Origin of the sequence: Caballeronia sp. LjRoot31, from assembly GCF_964253885.1 — a bacterium.
Classification (GTDB): Bacteria; Pseudomonadota; Gammaproteobacteria; order Burkholderiales; family Burkholderiaceae; genus Caballeronia.
The window spans coordinates 2,260,407-2,275,978 of record NZ_CAXURX020000001.1 but is presented as its reverse complement, the minus strand read 5'-3'; the positions used below and the strand labels follow the sequence as shown (position 1 = coordinate 2,275,978).

13 protein-coding genes are annotated in these 15,572 nt (G+C 61.1%); 8 read left to right on the top strand and 5 right to left on the bottom strand.

Going from position 1 to position 15,572, the window contains the following annotated elements; all coding sequences use genetic code 11:
• Positions 1-236 precede the first annotated feature (236 nt).
• Together ACSQ8V_RS10085 and ACSQ8V_RS10080 are read left to right on the top strand one after the other, a co-directional pair.
• On the top strand, positions 237-1,298 hold the full coding sequence (locus ACSQ8V_RS10085) for a helix-turn-helix domain-containing protein (protein ID WP_436205632.1): 1,062 nt from the start codon (positions 237-239) through the stop codon (positions 1,296-1,298).
• A 628-nt stretch (positions 1,299-1,926) separates the two neighbouring features.
• Complete coding sequence (locus tag ACSQ8V_RS10080) at positions 1,927-2,781, top strand: hypothetical protein (protein WP_436205631.1); 855 nt, start codon at positions 1,927-1,929, stop codon at positions 2,779-2,781.
• 44 nt (positions 2,782-2,825) lie between these two features.
• On the opposite strand, the gene ACSQ8V_RS10075 is transcribed toward ACSQ8V_RS10080, so the two are convergent.
• The 5 genes from ACSQ8V_RS10075 to kaiC form a co-directional block, all read right to left on the bottom strand.
• On the bottom strand, positions 2,826-3,197 hold the full coding sequence (locus ACSQ8V_RS10075) for a VOC family protein (RefSeq protein WP_436205630.1): 372 nt from the start codon (positions 3,195-3,197) through the stop codon (positions 2,826-2,828).
• Positions 3,198-3,393: 196 nt separating this feature from the next.
• Complete coding sequence (locus ACSQ8V_RS10070) at positions 3,394-5,031, bottom strand: response regulator (protein ID WP_436205629.1); 1,638 nt, start codon at positions 5,029-5,031, stop codon at positions 3,394-3,396.
• Between the two features lie 5 nt (positions 5,032-5,036).
• Positions 5,037-5,456, bottom strand: a complete 420-nt coding sequence (locus ACSQ8V_RS10065; RefSeq protein WP_436205628.1) for a circadian clock KaiB family protein — start codon at positions 5,454-5,456, stop codon at positions 5,037-5,039.
• Positions 5,453-5,800, bottom strand: a complete 348-nt coding sequence (locus ACSQ8V_RS10060; protein ID WP_436205627.1) for a circadian clock KaiB family protein — start codon at positions 5,798-5,800, stop codon at positions 5,453-5,455. The genes ACSQ8V_RS10065 and ACSQ8V_RS10060 overlap by 4 nt, the downstream gene beginning before the upstream one ends.
• Complete coding sequence (gene kaiC, locus ACSQ8V_RS10055) at positions 5,797-7,479, bottom strand: circadian clock protein KaiC (RefSeq protein ID WP_436205626.1); 1,683 nt, start codon at positions 7,477-7,479, stop codon at positions 5,797-5,799. The genes ACSQ8V_RS10060 and kaiC overlap by 4 nt, the downstream gene beginning before the upstream one ends.
• A gap of 273 nt (positions 7,480-7,752) precedes the next feature.
• Between kaiC and ACSQ8V_RS10050 the strand changes: the two genes are divergently transcribed.
• The 6 genes from ACSQ8V_RS10050 to ACSQ8V_RS10025 all read left to right on the top strand — a co-directional run bounded on the left by ACSQ8V_RS10050 (position 7,753) and on the right by ACSQ8V_RS10025 (position 14,787).
• Entirely contained in the window at positions 7,753-8,949 is a 1,197-nt protein-coding gene (locus tag ACSQ8V_RS10050; protein ID WP_436205625.1) for a GAF domain-containing sensor histidine kinase, read from the top strand.
• Positions 8,950-9,133: 184 nt separating this feature from the next.
• Positions 9,134-10,525, top strand: a complete 1,392-nt coding sequence (locus tag ACSQ8V_RS10045) for a GH1 family beta-glucosidase (protein ID WP_436205624.1) — start codon at positions 9,134-9,136, stop codon at positions 10,523-10,525.
• A gap of 83 nt (positions 10,526-10,608) precedes the next feature.
• Positions 10,609-11,844 carry an ABC transporter substrate-binding protein gene (locus ACSQ8V_RS10040; RefSeq protein ID WP_436205623.1) on the top strand — a complete coding sequence of 412 codons (1,236 nt, stop codon included), beginning with the start codon at positions 10,609-10,611 and terminating at the stop codon, positions 11,842-11,844.
• A 125-nt stretch (positions 11,845-11,969) separates the two neighbouring features.
• On the top strand, positions 11,970-12,806 hold the full coding sequence (locus ACSQ8V_RS10035; protein ID WP_436206631.1) for a carbohydrate ABC transporter permease: 837 nt from the start codon (positions 11,970-11,972) through the stop codon (positions 12,804-12,806).
• Complete coding sequence (locus tag ACSQ8V_RS10030) at positions 12,803-13,687, top strand: carbohydrate ABC transporter permease (protein WP_213761406.1); 885 nt, start codon at positions 12,803-12,805, stop codon at positions 13,685-13,687. The genes ACSQ8V_RS10035 and ACSQ8V_RS10030 overlap by 4 nt, the downstream gene beginning before the upstream one ends.
• A gap of 14 nt (positions 13,688-13,701) precedes the next feature.
• Complete coding sequence (locus ACSQ8V_RS10025; RefSeq protein WP_213761405.1) at positions 13,702-14,787, top strand: ABC transporter ATP-binding protein; 1,086 nt, start codon at positions 13,702-13,704, stop codon at positions 14,785-14,787.
• Positions 14,788-15,572: the final 785 nt, after the last annotated feature.

Genomic DNA, 15,572 nt, shown 5'->3' with positions numbered 1-15,572 from the left:
GGCATCGGCGGACTGTGGCATTTGAAAAGCCGTCGCCCGCTTGGGCTCTGCCAGCAAAAGAACGAATAAGGATATAGCGACAACTCCCCGTTCCCTTCAGATCGTTTTAAACACATGCTAAAGTTTTACCGCTAAAGCGCCGTTAATTTCTTTGCGATGCAGGGTAATGCCAAAAGCGAACCCGGCAATCTGGAAAGTCATGTCGAACCCTGCTGTTATGGAGGCTGAGTAACGCCATGTCCACGCCCATCAGATTCGACAGTGCCGATTTCCCCGAGAATGATGCCGAGGAAATCTGGCGCGAAGGACTTGACGCCATCTTTGAGATCCAGCGCCGGAAAGATCCACCCGTACCGTTTCGCGCGAAGATGGAAAGTTGGCCTTTAGGTTCAATGCTGCTCATGTCGCATGTCGTGCGCGGAGACGTTGAATTTCAGCGTACCCGCCGCAGGATAGCGACCTCCGGCGTCGACCATTACCTGGTGCATTGCCTGCTTGACGGCACGTTGATGTCGACCTTTGGCCGCGACATCCAGCAGGTGTCGCTCGGGTCGGTCGTCATGCGCGACCTCGCCGTCGAAAACGTCGGTTTCACCCGCGACGCACCCATGCTGACGCTCACCATTCCACGTCAAGCCATTGACCGGCGCACGGGCGGCGCGTTGCGCATGCATGGACTGTCCTGGGAGGCCGCCGACCCTATCGGCCTGCTGATCGCTTCGCATATGCGCAGCCTGATGAGCGTCGCGGACTCGATGGACGACGAGCAGGCTCGCGTGGCGGGCGAAGCCACGCTGGACTTCGTCGCGGCCTCCGTGCTGCGGCGCGCCGAGCGTTGGGAGCAATCCGGCGATCCGCGCCTGACGCCGCTGATCCGGGCGCAGGCGCTGAGTTTTGTCGAAGGCAATCTGGCGGACATGAGCCTTGGCCCGGCGCGGCTGCGCGAAATCCTGAAGGTGTCGCGAACGGCGCTCTATGAACTCTTCGAACCGATGGGCGGCGTGGCTGAGTATGTACGCACTCGCCGGCTCGATGAAGCCATGCGCCGGCTCGAATCGCCGCTGCATGCGCGCGATCTCATTGGTGCAATTGCCTGTGCGGTCGGCTTCATGAGCGAATCGACGTTCAACCGCGCGTTCAAGGAGCGTTTCGGCTGCACGCCGACAGAAGCCCGCAGGCGATGTACAACCGGGGCGCTGATTGGCGTCGCTTCGCCTGTGGACGACAGCAGCCGCTCCCGCGATGCGCGCGGCGTCGGCGTCAGGACCGCTGCGACGATCCGCGGCCTCGGCAGTTGAGTGCGCCCAAGCGGACATAAGCAGCGGACATAAGCGAAGGTGAACAATCCTCACCGCGCTGAACGAAATGGGCGGAAAGAGCGGACGGAATGAGAGGGCTGCGGCGTGCATCGAAGGCATCATTGCCTGACGTGTACGCAGGCATCGTGAACGGTATTGACCAGACGCCGAGGCGGGAAAAGGAGGCCGGTTGTTTCCCGGTCGTGGAATGTGTAGCGAATTGCTGGCCACTTTCGCTATGAACCACGCGCTCTCGGTGCACGTTCCGGGTCCCTTTCGGGGCCTTGCGCATTGGACGCCAACCAGGGTTCCTTGGCCCTCGGGTGTTCACGACCAGCGGCGCCGCCGCGGCTCTGCGACTGAGACCACTACGGCTACGACGGCGCGCCCGTGCCGCCTATAGCCGCCGATTGCGGACACGCGCAGGCAAGTGAGGGCCGTGATGGCCGTCCCGCCGAGTTCGGGCCTGACCAACCTGAACGCTGAAAAGCACGGGATTGCCGACTGAGAGAGAAAGCGCCATCAAGACGCTTCAAGGCGAAACACGCCTCAAGGGGAGATGTCACGGACATCAAGCCCGCCGCGTGTTCGACCCTAAACCAAGAAAAACGTGACATCGGGAAAACTCATGTGGCTGTTCGTTTTGTTCCAGGCTGAAACGTTGCTCGGCCGTATCGTCAAGATGGGTATGTGCGGCGCGGCGGCCGTCGCGCTTTATGCGGGTCTCACTTCGACGCCGCAGTCGGATGCCCAGGTTGCGCTGGCGCTTGCCGTCATCGCGGCGCTCTGGCTGCATGGGTATCGCGAAGGCAGGCGGTTATCGTATGCATCAACGCGATGCGACGCCGAGATTCGCGAGGACGAGGGCCGGATCAGGGTAGCCGGCGGCGGCGTCGATCTCACTTTGCATCTCGTGTCGCGAACGCTCACGGTCAACAAGGTGGCAAAGCGATTTGTCTCGATCGATGCTCCCGGCGAGTTTCAACGCTTGCGCTCCGGCCGCTTCGAATGGCCGTTCCGGGCGCTGGCGGTTGAGCCTGAGCTTGAGTCGAATGCCGGGAGCTTTGGCGCGGTATCTGGCGCTTCGGCAGCACGATGGAAGGGCGAACGGGCGACGTCGGCGTCTGATATCGGCAAAACCATTGCGCCGGCTGGCGAACGCGAAATCGGCGTGTACTGGAAGCACCCGGGCCAGGGTGATCGGCTGTTATTTTCGGTGACTGGTCCGGCAGGAAAATATGAAGCAATAGACCGCGCGTTTTGGATCTTCGCTGCATGGATCGATCGCGAGGACGAAGCGCGGCGCGCGATCGAGCGCCGCCATAAGGCGGAGGCGTGGCAACGCGACTGGGAAGAGAAACGGCTGGCGGAAGAACTCGACCACACGCGGCGCAGAGGGGGCAGCGCCTTCGATGAAACCGATCCGCACATGCGCACAACGGCCAAAGCGGCCAAGGCAATAACGCCGTCGAGACGGTGGTAGCCGCTAGTCATCCGCATTGAAATGCGGCAGTCGCGTGCCGCGTCTTATTTCCCGGAAGGCGTAAAAACGCGCAGGCGATGACCGTCGGGGTCCAGCGCGACGAAGGTAAAGCCAAAATCCATTTCTGTCGGACGCTGGATGATTTCCAGGCCGCGCCTGACCCAATCGGCGAAAAGGCTGTGCACGGAGTCACTGTCTTTCACCGGGAACGCGAGTTCGCCGCCGCCCGGCGCCGCTGTTGCTGCGGGTTCAACTGTATGCCTGGACCACAACCCCAGTTTGAGACCCGACTCCAGGATGAACATGGCGAACGCCGGAGAAGATTCGACGGGTGTCTTGCCGAGCAAGCCCGCATAAAAATTGGCGCTGACGGAAGGGTTGTCCACGTACAGGATGATGAAGTTGGGATCGGTCATGGTGTTTGCGCGTTGGGTCGATGGGAAGTAGCCGGGGGGTGTGGCTGAGAATCCAGCAACGACCGGCGATTAACTGCCGGTGCTGAAGTCGGACCCATCGTAAGCGTGACTACTGCCAGTTTCTGTCAGTAGTGGCGCGAATTGTCACCGTGCTCGTTCACCAAAGTCGCGCCAGCAACCCGATGCCGTCCACGCCTCACGCCAGCGCCGCCGCAACGACCGCCGACAAATTACCAATCGAAAATGGTTTTCGAAGCAGCGAGATATTGTTGCCCATCGCGGCGTCGAGGGCGGAGGTGTCCGCGTAACCGCTCGCGAAAACAATGGGCATGTGCAGACCCTGGGACCGCGCCAGTTTCGCCACCGTAGCGCCGTCAAGATGCGGCATCGCGAAGTCCAGCACCAGCAAGTCCGGTGGATCGCTTGCCATCATGTGGAGCGCCGCGCGCCCGCCCGCCGCCGAGTCCACGCGATACCCCAGCGCGACCAGCGTTTCGACCATGAACGTACGAACATCCGGATCGTCGTCGACGACCAGGATTCGCGGCGCACTCCGGTCACTCGCATTGACGATAGCCGCCGCCGACGGGTCCGGTGCGTCGGCTACCGCGGGCGAACGCCGCAGAAACAAAGACACCCGGGTGCCGCGCGGACTGCTCTCGATCCGCGCATGGCCGCCCGCCTGCTGGCAGATTCCGTACACCTGGGCGAGGCCGAGACCGGTTCCCGCGCCCAGTTCCTTGGTGGTAAAAAACGGTTCGAACGCCCGGGCCGCGACATCGGCGGGCATGCCGGTGCCTGTGTCGGCGACACTCAGTTCCACGTAGTCGCCATCGGCGAGATCGGCGTCGTCCGTGATCGTCCACGTTACCGTGCTGATGCGCAGCACGCCGCCCGTGGGCATCGCGTCCCGTGCGTTGATTGCGAGGTTGAGCAACGCGAGTTCAAGCTGGGTCGCGTCCGCCACGACCAGGGTGGCGTCGTCGCCGAGTTCCAGCCGCAGGTCGATCCCCGGGCCCAGCGTGCGGTCGAACAGATCGGCCATGCCGCGCACGAGTTGGGTCAGCCCGACCGGTTTCAATTCGAGTTTCTGCGAGCGCGAAAATGCCAGCAATTGCGCGGTGAGCTTGGCGCCGCGGCTGACGGCCCGCATGGCGTTGTCGGTCCAGCGCAGTACGCGCTCGCGCTCCGAAGGCGATCGCTTCACGAGTTCCAGGTTGCCGTGAATGGCCTGCAGCAGGTTGTTGAAATCGTGGGCGAGGCCGCCGGTCAGCTGACCGACCGCCTCCATTTTCTGCGCTTGGTGCAGGCGCGCTTCCATCTGCCGTTGCTGCGAGAGATCGGAGATCACGCCGCAGATCAGCCGGTCCTGGTCGCGCTCGGCTTCGAGCGCCTTGAAGCTGCAATACACGGGCGTTTCCCCGTTGGCCGACAGCACCGTGAGTTCGTCGCGGGCAGTGCCGGTCGCGCTTTCGCGGATCAGCTCCTGCAGGCGCGCGTGCTGGCCATCGAGCACAAAAGCGCTGAACGCGTAGCCCACAACGTGCTCGACCTGGGCGCCGAGCAACTGCGCTGCGCGTTCGTTGGCGTAGAGAATTGTGCCGTCGGCGGAGAGCATCACCGCGCCTTCCTGCATCTGCTCCACGAGCACGCGGTACGGCCGGTCCGCGCTTTCGAGCGTATAGATGCGGCGGTCGTCGTCGCTGCCGACCACGACAGCGTCCACCGCGCCGCTGCGGATGGCGTCGAGGGTATCTTCCGCCTCGCGCAGCCGCTCGCGCAGCTCCTCGATAGTCGCGGTTTCCAGTGAAGCGGAGTGGGATTGATCGGACATACGCGTCAGGGTTTGATGGACGCGGCCGAGGACGCGCCTGAGGACGCGCCTGAGGACGCGCTTGAGGACGCATTACCGGCTACGTTCAACGCCATCACGCCGAGCGCGGCCAGCACCTTGTTCGAATCCGAGAGATCACCGATCACCCTTCGCAACGGCCCCGGACGCAGCTTGACCAGCGTCGGTGCGGCAATGATCTGGGCCGCGACCGCGGCTTCAGGGTGCAGGTAGATGTCGATCACTTCCAGCTCGAAGCGGCCCGCCGCATGGGTTTCCAGCAAGCGCCGCGCGTTGTCCACGGCACGCGTGGAGCGCAGCGTATTGCCCGTCACATACAACCGCAGCACGAGCGTGTCCGATGGCGGTGGAGGCGGTGCACCGTCTCCGCCACCTCCGCCGTCGGCTTCGACGGGCAGGGCGCTCACGAACCGGCCCTCGGCCGGATGTCGAGGCCGACCAGCACGCGCTCGGCGTCCGACAAATCGCCGATCACTTTCCTGAGCGGCGCGGGCAGATGCCGGACGACGGTCGGTATTGCGAGAATCTGGTCGGCGGCTGCGAGTTGCGGGTTGATGCGCAGATCGATGACCTCGATCGAATACTCGCCGGCCAGGTGCGTGGCGCAGAGCGCACGCAGGTTACGGATGGCGGCCATCGATTTCGGCGTTTCCCCCGCTACATACAACCGCAGCAAATACGAGCAAGCGTCGGGCGTTTCGGTCCTTTCCGATTCGTGTTCCGCTGGCGTGGACGCGTCCTGTTCGGTCATTCTTTCGATCGCCGCAGTTGCGCCATCCGGGTACGGTCGGCTTCCTGCAGGCGCTTGTGTTCGTCGCTTTGCTCGATTAGCGCATCGAGCTCCGACGCTTCAGCGTCAAGCGCCGACTGCAGTTCCGCGACCTGCTGCTCGACCAGTCTGCGGCGCCGGGCGAGCTCGCGCTTTTTTTGCATCACAAGTTCGTCACGCGCGGCGGATTCGTCGCGTTCCTGCGCTTCCTGCGCGAGCCGCGCGGAACCTGTCAGCACGCCGCCCGCGCCTATATAAGCTGGCACCATGGCGATTCCCCCATTGCTGATCTGATATTCACGAACCTGGTTCGAGTGATCCATGCCGCGCGATTTCAGCACGTAGACAAGCCGGTTACGCTCGCCGTTCGTTTCAATATGCGATAGCGAAATCCAGGTATCCATCAGCGATGAGATGCTGCGGTCATTCACGCTGGACGCCTGGTCGGTACCGCTCAGACTTGTAAAAACTGCCGTAATGCCGCGGGATTTGAGGAGATCGACGAGTCGCAACAGCGTCGCGTGCACTTCCGACTCCACGCCGCGCAGCGACGAGATCGGGTCAATTACCACGGCGCTCGGCTTGAACAGGTCGATGTCGCGCGCCATCCGCGCCAAATGCATTTCCAGCCCGAAAAAACTGGGCCGCGCCGATTCGATCCTGAGCGTGCCGCCCAGAGAGTGCGCAAGATCCACGCCCACTGAGCGCATGTTGCGCACGATCTGCTCGGGCGACTCTTCAAAGGCGAACCACAGCGTGCGTTCGCCGAGTTTGCAGCGGGCCTCGACGAATTTAGCGGCAAAGGTGGTTTTGCCGGTTCCCGCAAGTCCCGACACAAGTACGCTCGAGCCGACGAAATAACCGCCCACGCCCAACATGGCGTCGAGATCGGCGATACCCGTGGAGATGACGTCGCTCGACGTCAGATGCGCCAGACCGGCCGATGTAACCGGGAGGACGCTAATGCCGGTGGTATCGATAAGAAACGGGTATTCGTTCGTCCCATGCGCCGAGCCGCGATATTTAACGATCCTCAGGCGCCGCGTGGTGACCTGGTTTTCGACCCGGTTGTCGAGCAGGATGACGCAATCGGACACGTATTCTTCAATGCCGTGCCGCGTCAACAGGCTCGGGTCGCCGGTTCCGCGCTCCGCGGTCACGATGGCCGTGACGCCGCGTTCCTTCAGCCAGTCGAACAGGCGCCGCAACTCGGCGCGCAGCAAGACGGCGTCGGGGAAACTGGCGAACAGTGCTTCGAGCGTATCGAGTACGACGCGCTTCGCGTTCACACTCTTGATGGCGTAGTCGAGCCGCACGAACAGGCCTTCGAGGTCGTATTCGCCAGTGTCTTCGATTCCCGCCGGGTCGATCTTGACGTGATCGATGGCGAGTTTCTTCTGCTCGATCAGCGACATCACGTCGTAGCCCAGCGACGCCACGTTCGCGGCCAGGTCCTCCGCCGATTCCTCGAAGCTCACCAGCACGCCGGGCTCGCCGTACTTCAGGACGCCTTCCACGAGGAATGTCATGGCGAACAGGGTCTTGCCGCATCCTGCCGCGCCGCACATCAGGGTCGGCCGGCCGGCAGGCAAACCGCCGAGGGTGACGTCGTCAAAGCCAGAAATGCCTGTCGGCGATTTTGAAAGCACTGCTCCGGTCATCGTTTTTCTTTGTAAGGTTTAACAGAAAGGTACTGGCCGGCCCGGCCTCGATACCCGCGCCAGTTGGTCGATGGCGACAGCGCATCTTGGCATCGCGGTACGCACTATGCAATCCAGAAGATCACGTCGACCGGCGCGCGGGGACAGGCGGCCATTTTTAAACGCTTGGCGCGAGCAATCGGACCCGTACAATTGAGCGCAGCATCGAACAAAAAATATCGAGCACTGAGAGGTAGAATTTTGAACCCTGTTGATGGAGTTTTGCAGGCCGCCATGGACGACAGCGACGAAGCCATTGCTCGCGACGTGGCCAGCATCGGACGGATCGGCGCTGTTCCGTCCATGCTGCGCGTGATCTGCAAAAACACCGGCCTCGGTTTCGCGGCGGTGGCGCGCGTCACCGAGGGAACATGGACCGCCTGTGCCGTGCAGGACGATATTCAGTTCGGGCTGTTGCCGGGCGGCCAACTCGACGTCCACACCACGCTGTGCAGCGAGGCTCGCGCAATGCGCCGGCCTGTTGTTATCGATCATGCGAGTACCGATCCGGTTTATCGCGAACACCATACGCCACGCATCTACAACATCGAGAGTTATATCTCGGTGCCGATCATCCTGCCCAACGGCGACTATTTCGGCAATCTGTGCGCGATCGATCCGCGTCCGGCGATGATCTCGGATGCACGCACGCTCACCATGTTCACGCTCTTCGCAGAACTGATCGCACTGCAGCTGGAGAGCGAGAACGAGCGCTCGGCGACCGAAGCCGCGCTCATCAATGAGCGCACGACCGCTGAGTTGCGCGAGCAGTTCATCGCCGTGCTCGGCCACGATCTGCGCAATCCGCTTGCCGCCGTGGGCGCCACCGCGGAATGGCTGGCGCGACGCGGCGGCGAGCCGGAACTGGTGAGCATCGGCACGCGGTTGCGGGCGACTACGCGGCGCATGTCCCGCCTGATCGACGACGTGCTCGATTTCGCCCGCGGCCGGCTCGGCACGGGTATCGGCGTGGCGCTTGCTCCGGTTGACGATCTCCCCGACGCGCTGCGCCACGTGGTCACGGAACTGCGCGACGTGAATCCGCAACGTGTCGTGCTGGAACAGATCGCGGTGGACGGCTGCGTCTACTGCGACCGGGGGCGCATTCAGCAACTGCTGTCCAACCTGCTGGCTAATGCGCTGACGCATGGCTCGCCGGATCAACCGGTGCGGGTGGTGGTATCGGTGGATGCCGGCGAGCTCGCGATCTCCGTCTCCAATCTGGGCGCGCCGATCGCGCCGCAAGACCTGGAAAAAGTCTTCGAACCGTATTGGCGGCCTGCGAGCAGTCAGCCGGGCGGTGGGCTCGGGTTGGGACTCTATATTTGCTCGCAGATCGTCAACGCGCACGGCGGGACGTTGTCGGTGAGTTCATCGGCGGAGACGGGGACGTGTTTTGTGGCCCGGATAGCTGTGAGTGACACGGTGTGAACGCCGGTCCGGGGTCGTAGCGCCTACCTTTCTCGATTCGTCGCCACCTCCCTCGCGACGATCGCGTCTCTCCACCCCCAAACCCTCTCCATACAAACCCGGATTGTCCCTGTCAATTCGGCGCTGCTATCGTTCGCTGGCACATGTGGAAGCGCTTCCACTCCACCGCTCAACAGGAGTCCTCGTGGCACTCGACGCATCCGTTGTCTCCGGCGATCCGTTTTCCCCACCCTCCGATTCAGCCCTCTGGCGACGAGACTTTTTGCTCGGCGCAGCAACCGCCTCCTATCAGATCGAAGGCGCCGTCAGCGAAGACGGCCGGCTCCCGTCGATCTGGGACACGTTCTCGGCCACGCCCGGCAAAGTGCTGGCCGGCGACACCGGCGAGGTCGCTTGCGATCATTATCATCGGTGGGAATCGGACCTCGATTTGCTGTCCGCGCTAAACGTAGACGGGTATCGCCTATCCATTGCATGGCCACGCGTGATGGATGAATCGGGGCGTCCGAACCGGAAGGGGATCGACTTTTATAAGCGCCTGATCGCGCGGCTGAAAGAGAAAGGCCTCAAGACGTTCGTCACGCTTTATCACTGGGACTTGCCGCAATATCTGGAAGATCGCGGCGGCTGGCTGAATCGCGACATAGCGTATCGCTTCGCCGATTACGCCGACCTGATGAGCCGCGAACTAAGCGGTCAGGTCGATGCCTGGGCCACGCTCAACGAACCTTGGTGCTCCGCTTACCTCGGCTACGGCAACGGCCATCATGCACCGGGTCTGGCGAATGACCGTTACGCGACCCAGGCCATGCATCACCTGCTGCTCGCGCACGGGTCCGCCGTGCCGGTCTTGCGGGCAAACGATCCCGAATCGCTCAAGGGCATTGTCGCGAATGTGGGCCGAGGTACCGCTAATAGCGACAGCGCAGCCGACGCACGCGCCGCACATCTTTTCGAAGTCCAGCACAACGCGTGGATACTGGACCCGCTGTTGAAAAAGGCCTATCCCAAGGACCTTTTCGAACTATGGCCGGGCACCGAGCCGCTGGTGCTCGATGGCGATATGGAGATCATCGGTACGCCGCTCGACTTCCTCGGCATCAACTATTACTTCCGCACGAACGTGAAGAGCGACGGCGCGCATGGTTTCACCGAAGTGCCGTTGCCAGGCGTCGAGCGCACACAGATGGGCTGGGAGATTCATCCCGATGGCCTGCGTGACTTGCTGATCGGATTCAACAAGACGTATCCGTCATTGCCGCCTATCTACATCACTGAAAACGGCATGGCGTCGGATGACAAGGTAGTCGATGGACGCGTCGATGATCCGCAGCGCATCTCGTTCCTCAAACACCACCTGGCCGCCGTGGATAGCGCGATCAAGGCCGGCGTCGACATACGCGGATATTTCATCTGGTCGCTGATGGATAACTTCGAATGGGCCTTTGGGTATGAACGTCGCTTCGGCGTGTTTCATGTCGACTACAAGACGCAGAAGCGCACCATGAAACATAGCGCCGAGCTGATTGCGAAGTTCCTCGCGGAGCGCAATACCCGCGTTAATTCCCGCGCCTGACCCGCAGTTCGATTTCAATGCCGAAGCCATTGGACCCTATGGACTACGGGGCCAAATAGAAAATATAGCCCGGAGGAGACGCAATGAACCGCATGAAGAAACTGGTCGTCAGTGTCATCGCCGCCGTTGCGGCGAGCAGCGCAGCGCACGCCGATCCGTTGAAAGCGACCGTGATCCACTGGTGGACATCGGGCGGCGAGTCAGCGGCCATCAGGCAGTTCGCCGACGCCTATAACAAGGCGGGTGGATTGTGGGTCGACCAAGCCGTGGCCGGCGCGGACCAGGCGCGCTCCACGGCGCTCAACCGCATCATGGGCGGGGACCCGCCGACCGCCGCGCAGTTCAATACGTCCAAGCAATTTCACGACATCATCGACCAGGGATTGCTGAACAACGTGGACGATGTGGCGGCCAAGGAGAACTGGGACAAGATCTTCCCGCCGTCGATCATTGAAAGCATCAAGTCGAACGGGCATTACTACGCAGCGCCCGTGGATATCCACATGCCGGCATGGTTCTTCTATTCGAAGCCGGCGTTCCAGAAGGCCGGTATCACGAAAGAGCCGGCCAACTACGATGAGTTCATCGCGGATCTCGACAAGCTGAAAGCGGCGGGCGTGATTCCGCTCGCGCTCGGTGGTCAGGCATGGCAGGAGAAGATCACCTTCGACGCCGTGTTCGCCGATGTCGGCGGCCCGGACCTTTATTTGAAGGTATACCGTGATCGCGATGTGAACGCGGTCAAGTCCGACGCGTTCAAGAAGGTGCTGACGCAGTTCAAGCGCCTGCACAACTATATTGATCCGGGCTCACCGGGCCGCAACTGGAACGACGCCACCGCGCTGGTGATCTCCGGCAAGGCCGGCGTGCAGATCATGGGTGACTGGGCGAAGGGCGAGTTCTCCGCCGCCAATCAAACGGCGGGCAAGGACTTCGGCTGCTTCCCGGGCTTCGGTCCGCATTCGCCGTATCTTGTCGCAGGGGACGCGTTCGTTTTCCCGAAGACCGACGACCCCAACGCGATCAAGGCGCAAAAGCTGCTGGCGACGGTCATGACGTCTCCGGCTGCACAGGTTGCGTTCAGCGCGAAGAAGGGATCGATTCCGATTCGCTCGGACATCGACGATTCGAGTCTCGACATGTGCGCGAAGGAAGGCATCGCGATCATGAAGGACAAGTCGCGGCAGTTGCCGAATCCGGAAATGCTGACGCCGCCTGATATCAATGGCGCGTTGCAAGATGTCATTACCAACTTCTGGAACAAGAACCAGTCGGCGGAGGATGCACAAAAGGCCTTCGCCAGCGGGCTGAAAAGCTGATGGCGCAGAGAGCGCTGAGGACGCATACGCCTGCCGGCAAGGCCTTGCGCGCGCCGGCCGGTCGCGTGAAGCGCAAGCCGCTGAGGAAGCGGTTTGCGCTGGCCGCTTATATTGCGTTGTTGCCGATGGCGCTCACGGTGGTGTTCGCCTATCTCGGCACGATGTTATGGAGCTTGCGCACATCGTTCACGAACTCGCGTACGTTCGCGTCGAATAGTTTTGCGGGCGTGTCGCAATACGTGCGGCTTTTTAATAACGACCGGTGGATGCTGTCGCTGCAAAACATCGCGATCTACGGGGTTTTGTTCATCGTCATATGCCTCGCGATCGGGCTGCTGCTGGCGGTGTTTATCGACCAGAAGGTGATGGCGGAGGGCGCGCTGCGCACGGTCTTCCTGTATCCATACGCCATGTCGTTCGTCGCAACGGGTCTCGTGTGGCAGTGGATCCTGAATCCGGAGCTGGGCATTCAGGAAGTGCTGCACCGAATCGGTTTTACGCACGCGCGTTTCGACTGGATCGTCGATCAGGATCGCGTGATCTACACGCTCGTGATTGCAACGGTCTGGCAGGCGTCCGGGTTGGTGATGGCGTTGTTGCTCGCGGGGCTGCGCGGCATTGATGAAGAGATCTGGAAGGCGGCGCGTATAGATGGCATTCCGCGCTGGCGTGTCTATGTCAGCATTGTCATCCCCATGCTCGGTGCATCCATTTCGACGGCCTTCATCCTGCTGTTCGTGATGGTCATCAAACTCTACGACGCGGTGGTTGCCATGACGCAAGGCGGTCCCGGCACGGCAAGCGAAGTGCCCGCAAAGTTCATCATGGACTATCTGTTCGGACGCGCGAATCTCGGGCTGGCGTCGGCGGCGTCGATCGTTCTTCTCGTGACCGTGCTCGCGATCCTCGCGCCGGTCTTTTATATTCGCAGCCGCGCATTGCGGCTCAGGGATTCCCGATGAACGCGCCACGTCGCCCGTTAAAACGCAGGTCGCGCTTCACGCCCGCGCGCCTGGGCGTGTACGCGTTCCTGCTGACTTCGGCCTTGTTCTTCCTGCTGCCGCTCTATGTGATGCTCGTCACGTCGGTCAAGCCGATGACGGAAATTCGTCTTGGCAATATCCTTTCGCTGCCGGTGCATTTCACGCTGGATGCATGGCGTGTTGCGTGGCAATCGGCGTGTACGGGACTGGATTGCCAGGGCATTCAGGTCGGCTTCTGGAACTCGGTGCGCATTGTCGTGCCGAGTACGGTCCTGTCCATTCTGGTCGGTGCGGTGAACGGTTACGCGTTGTCATTCTGGAAACCACGCGGGGCCACCACGCTGTTCGCCATCCTGTTGGTGGGTGCATTCATCCCGGTACAGGTGATGGTCTATCCGCTTGTGCGGGTGCTCGCGACGGTGCATTTATTTAGCTCATTGCCCGGTATTGTGCTGATCCATACGATCTTCGGCATGCCCGTGATGACACTGTTGTTCCGCAATTACTACGCAGCGTTGCCGCATGAGCTCTTCCAGGCAGCGCGCGTGGACGGGGGCGGTTTCTGGCGCATCTTCCTGCAACTGATGGTGCCGATGTCCACGCCGATCATCGTGGTCGCCATCATCATGCAGGTCACCGGTATCTGGAACGACTTCATCCTGGGTCTCGTTTTCGCGGGCACGAAGAACTTGCCGATGACAGTACAACTGAACAATATCATCAACACCACGACGGGCGAGCGGCTCTACAACGTCAACATGGCGGCGACCATCCTCACGTCCATGGTGCCGCTTGCCATTTACTTCGTTTCGGGTCGCTGGTTCGTGCGTGGCATTGCTTCCGGTGCGGTCAAGGGTTAGTCCAGGGCTCATTCATGTCTACAGTCATGTCGAACGTTTCAATCCGCGATCTGGAGATCCAGCTTGGCTCCAACACGATCATCGAATCGCTCGATCTTGAGGTCGAACCGGGTGAGTTTCTTGTATTGCTGGGCCCCTCGGGGTGCGGTAAATCCACCTTGCTGCACAGCATTGCAGGACTGATCGATGTAAGCGGCGGCAGCATCGAGATCGGAGGCCAGGATATGACGTGGGCCGATCCGAAAGATCGCGGTATCGCGCTCGTGTTCCAGTCCTACGCGCTGTATCCGACCATGAACGTCGAGCGTAATCTCTCGTTCGGTTTGCGTATAGCGGGTACGCCCAAAGCCGAGATCGAACGGCGTGTCACGCGTGCGGCCGAGATGTTGCAGTTAGGGCCATTGCTCAAACGCAGGCCTGCGCAGTTGTCGGGGGGGCAGCGTCAGCGCGTGGCAATCGGCCGGGCGATCGTGCGTGAAGCGGACGTGTTTCTCTTCGATGAGCCGCTGTCGAACCTCGATGCAAAACTGCGCACGGAGCTCAGGCGTGAGCTGAAGCAACTGCATAAGCGTCTCGGTGCAACGATGATCTACGTGACCCACGATCAGGTCGAAGCGATGACGCTCGCGACCCGCATGGCGGTCATGCGTGGTGGGGTGATCCAGCAGATCGGTACGCCGGCGGAGGTTTATGCGCATCCGAATAATTTGTTTGTTGCCACGTTCCTTGGCTCGCCGGGTATGAACTTGCTGAAGGGCGTGTTGCATCGCGAGGGTGGTGGAGTGCGGTTTCGCAATGAGCACGTTGATATTGATGTTTCCGCGTATCCGTTTCTGCAGTCACCGCCGGAGAAGCTGCCGTGCGTGCTCGGCGTGCGCCCCGAGGATGTCTCGATTGATCCGGCGTTCGGACATCGTGGGACGGTATCGCTCGTTGAGCCGATGGGTAATCATCGGGTAATTTGGCTCGATTATCATGGGGCCCAAATCGCGTCGATCGCGCAGGATACTGCGAGCGCAGCGGTCGACGAGATGACGGGGTTTTCGATCGACAGCAAACGTATCTCGCTCTTCGATGAAACCAGTGGTGATCGGGTTTGAGGGGTTATAGGGAAGTGGTTTTCGTTCGCACCGGTGGACGGGTTTTGGGTTTTGGGGTTAGTGGGTCCGGGTCCGGGTCAGTGCTGGGGTGGTCGGTTTTGGGGTTAGTGGTCGGGGTTGATGCCGGGGTGGTCGGTTCTGGGGTTAGCGGTTGGGGTTAATGCCGGGTTGCTGCTTTCCATGTTAGTGGTCTGCGAGAGTCGGATTTTCTCTTTATCACTATTAGCCACTGTGCGTGGCGGCACGTCATTTCTTTGTCCAAAGCGACAAAGAAACGAAGCAAAGAAAACGCTTTTACAACCCGCTACCCTAAGTGTCCACAGCGTGCAGTTTTGATTCATAGGTGCCCCAAAAGCACGGTGCTCGCCAGAGCGACGGATGTTTGAAACCCTCCTTCTCGCGAATCCTGACACGAACACGCTTCGCCCCGTACGCTCTCGGGCAAGCACCAGTTGCCAAGGAACCGGTACGGCCTCACGCGTTCTGCATGCTTCGTTTTTTAGTGAGTTGGCTGCTTGATCGGTTCCCTTATTTCGTAGGTCACAGCTTGATCCGTAACAGCTCGACGTGACGTGTATTTATTGCCTCAGTCCCTGGTGAGTTGGTTACACGGCCTACACCGTTATTTTCGTCCGTTACGGCCTTACGCATTGTTGGGGCTTCGTTTCTTGGCGGGCTGGCGACGTGGTTCGAGGCGCGTACAAATCCGGAGGTAGGTTGTCCGCGGATAGCGCGGGGTGGTCCTTGGGCAGGTTCAATCACTGGTGGCGAAGCGTGTGGGTATC

Excerpts from the sequence above, each read along its gene's own strand:
- ACSQ8V_RS10035 (WP_436206631.1), top strand. The coding sequence starts at position 11,970 with ATGGCGCTCACGGTGGTGTTCGCCTATCTCGGCACGATGTTATGGAGC.
- ACSQ8V_RS10040 (WP_436205623.1), top strand. The coding sequence starts at position 10,609 with ATGAACCGCATGAAGAAACTGGTCGTCAGTGTCATCGCCGCCGTTGCG.
- ACSQ8V_RS10025 (WP_213761405.1), top strand. The coding sequence starts at position 13,702 with ATGTCTACAGTCATGTCGAACGTTTCAATCCGCGATCTGGAGATCCAG.
- ACSQ8V_RS10080 (WP_436205631.1), top strand. The coding sequence starts at position 1,927 with ATGTGGCTGTTCGTTTTGTTCCAGGCTGAAACGTTGCTCGGCCGTATC.
- ACSQ8V_RS10050 (WP_436205625.1), top strand. The coding sequence starts at position 7,753 with ATGGACGACAGCGACGAAGCCATTGCTCGCGACGTGGCCAGCATCGGA.
- ACSQ8V_RS10060 (WP_436205627.1), bottom strand. The coding sequence starts at position 5,800 with ATGACCGAACAGGACGCGTCCACGCCAGCGGAACACGAATCGGAAAGG.
- ACSQ8V_RS10070 (WP_436205629.1), bottom strand. The coding sequence starts at position 5,031 with ATGTCCGATCAATCCCACTCCGCTTCACTGGAAACCGCGACTATCGAG.
- kaiC (WP_436205626.1), bottom strand. The coding sequence starts at position 7,479 with ATGACCGGAGCAGTGCTTTCAAAATCGCCGACAGGCATTTCTGGCTTT.
- ACSQ8V_RS10085 (WP_436205632.1), top strand. The coding sequence starts at position 237 with ATGTCCACGCCCATCAGATTCGACAGTGCCGATTTCCCCGAGAATGAT.
- ACSQ8V_RS10030 (WP_213761406.1), top strand. The coding sequence starts at position 12,803 with ATGAACGCGCCACGTCGCCCGTTAAAACGCAGGTCGCGCTTCACGCCC.
- ACSQ8V_RS10075 (WP_436205630.1), bottom strand. The coding sequence starts at position 3,197 with ATGACCGATCCCAACTTCATCATCCTGTACGTGGACAACCCTTCCGTC.